The following is a 2,057-nucleotide window of genomic DNA, read 5'->3' on the forward strand; positions in this document are numbered from 1 at the left end:
ACAAATTCAAGCATTGTGCTCATCTGACAAGCATGTCTAAAATTTTTGTTTGATACCGAACAGGCAACCGATCTTTCGGGATACCCGTCTCTGAAAAGGAAAGCGAACTAATTACTCGATGGAAATCAGCCCTCACAGGGAAATAAAACGGTGAGATGCCACTCCACTTAAATGCTTCAGCTGCCCGATCTAAGGGCGATTTTACCGAACTATTTATACTGATTCTAAATTATAGATCCGTTGAGATTTGTCATGATTGATTTTCGTTCAGACTTTACCTTTGTAGCCTGAAATGACACAGAATTTTAAAGCACTCGTTCTGACCTATAAAACCGCTCCGGTAGCGGTTCGCGAGCAAGTATCCCTTGCCGAACCGGCCGTGAAGCAGTTGTTGAATTTTATTCGCGATTACACGACTACTTCAGACGTGCTCGTAGTTTCTACCTGCAATCGTACCGAAATTTATTATGTGTCGGAGAAGGACTTTTCCAATGAGATATTCAAAGGGCTGGCCCTTGTAAAAAATATTGAGACTGGTTTTGAGCAGCATTTCTCGTCAATCAGCGGTTTACAAGCTGTAAATCACCTTTTTGAAGTAGCGATCGGCCTGGATGCCCAGGTGATTGGCGACCTTCAGATCTCCGGTCAGGTTAAAAATGCCTACCAATGGAGTGCAGACGAAAACATGGCCGGTCCGTTCCTCCACCGCCTGATGCACACCATTTTCTTTGTGAATAAGCGCGTAGTTCAGGAAACTTCCTTCCGCGATGGAGCCGCCTCTATCTCATACGCTGCCAAAGAACTGGCAGATGACTTAACAACCAGCGTACGCGAACCAAAAGTATTGGTGGTAGGTGTTGGCGAAATTGGCCAGGATGTATGCCTGAACCTGGTAAACACTAAATTTCAGCACGTTACCATTTTAAATCGCACGCTTGACAAAGCTGAGAAGCTGGCTCAAAAGTGTGGTTTTAAATCGGGCAGCATCGAACAGCTACAGGAGGAAATCCGCAAAGCAGATGTTGTGATCAGCTCTGTTTCTGGCAATGAACCGTTGATCACCCGCGAAATCTTAAAGGGCATTTCCTTTTTATCACATAAATTCTTCATTGACCTTTCCATGCCACGAAGCATCGAAGCATCGATTGAAGAAATTCCCGGAGCCATTGTTTACAACCTGGATGACATTCAGGAGAAAACAAACGAGGCGGTTGAAAAACGTAAAGCTTCTATTCCACGCATACAGGCCATTATCCGGGATACAATCGGAGAGTTCGAAGATTGGTCAAAAGAAATGGTGGTGTCTCCTACCATCCAGAAATTAAAGAACACACTGGAAAAAATTCGTCAGGAAGAACTGGCGCGTTTCTTAAAGAATTCGAAACCGGAAGAAGCTGAAAAACTGGAAGAGATGAGCCGCTCCATGATGCAGAAAATTCTCAAATACCCTGTACTTCAGTTGAAGGCTGCCTGCAAACGCGGCGATGCCGAATCGCTCACCGAAATGCTGCACGAGCTTTTCAACCTTGAAAGAACTGCAGAGAAGAAATAAATCATTTTCAATTTTTACAAACCAGGCGCACTGGCGCTGAAAGACCTTGAAAACTGTTGCACTGGAACTTCAACAGATCGTGATCACTTTTACTGAAAAGATCGAACAGATCCAGGATCATGATTTTTCTGCCAAACCGTTGCCTCACAAGTGGAGTAAAAAAGAAATTTTAGGCCACTTGGCCGATTCTGCTCAAAACAACCTGCGCCGTTTTATTTGCGGGCAATATGAATCCGCGCCACCCAGAATTACCTATGATCAAAACGCCTGGGTGTCGCTCAATCAATACCAGGCTGCGAAAAAAGAAGATGTCATCACGCTCTGGAAGCTTTTAAACGAACGTATTTCTGCTGTGCTTCTTTCTATGCCCCAAGAAAATTATGGTCGCACTTGTGTCAACGATTCTGCGGAATATTTTACTCTCGAGTGGCTCGCCATCGATTATGTAAAGCATCTTAAACATCATTTGAATCAGATCATTCCGGGGTCTTTTGATGTTGTTTAA

Annotated in this window: 2 protein-coding genes; both read left to right on the plus strand. The window is 44.0% G+C overall.

The features are described from left to right. Nucleotides 1-292: 292 nt before the first annotated feature. Nucleotides 293-1,552 carry a glutamyl-tRNA reductase gene (gene hemA / locus V7Q33_RS13090; protein ID WP_331976673.1) on the plus strand — a complete coding sequence of 420 codons (1,260 nt, stop codon included), beginning with the start codon at nucleotides 293-295 and terminating at the stop codon, nucleotides 1,550-1,552. 46 nt (nucleotides 1,553-1,598) lie between these two features. After that, entirely contained in the window at nucleotides 1,599-2,057 is a 459-nt protein-coding gene (locus tag V7Q33_RS13095; protein ID WP_331976671.1) for a DinB family protein, read from the plus strand.

It is taken from the genome of Ohtaekwangia sp., from assembly GCF_036786105.1.
In the GTDB taxonomy this organism is placed as follows: domain Bacteria; phylum Bacteroidota; class Bacteroidia; order Cytophagales; family Cyclobacteriaceae; genus Ohtaekwangia.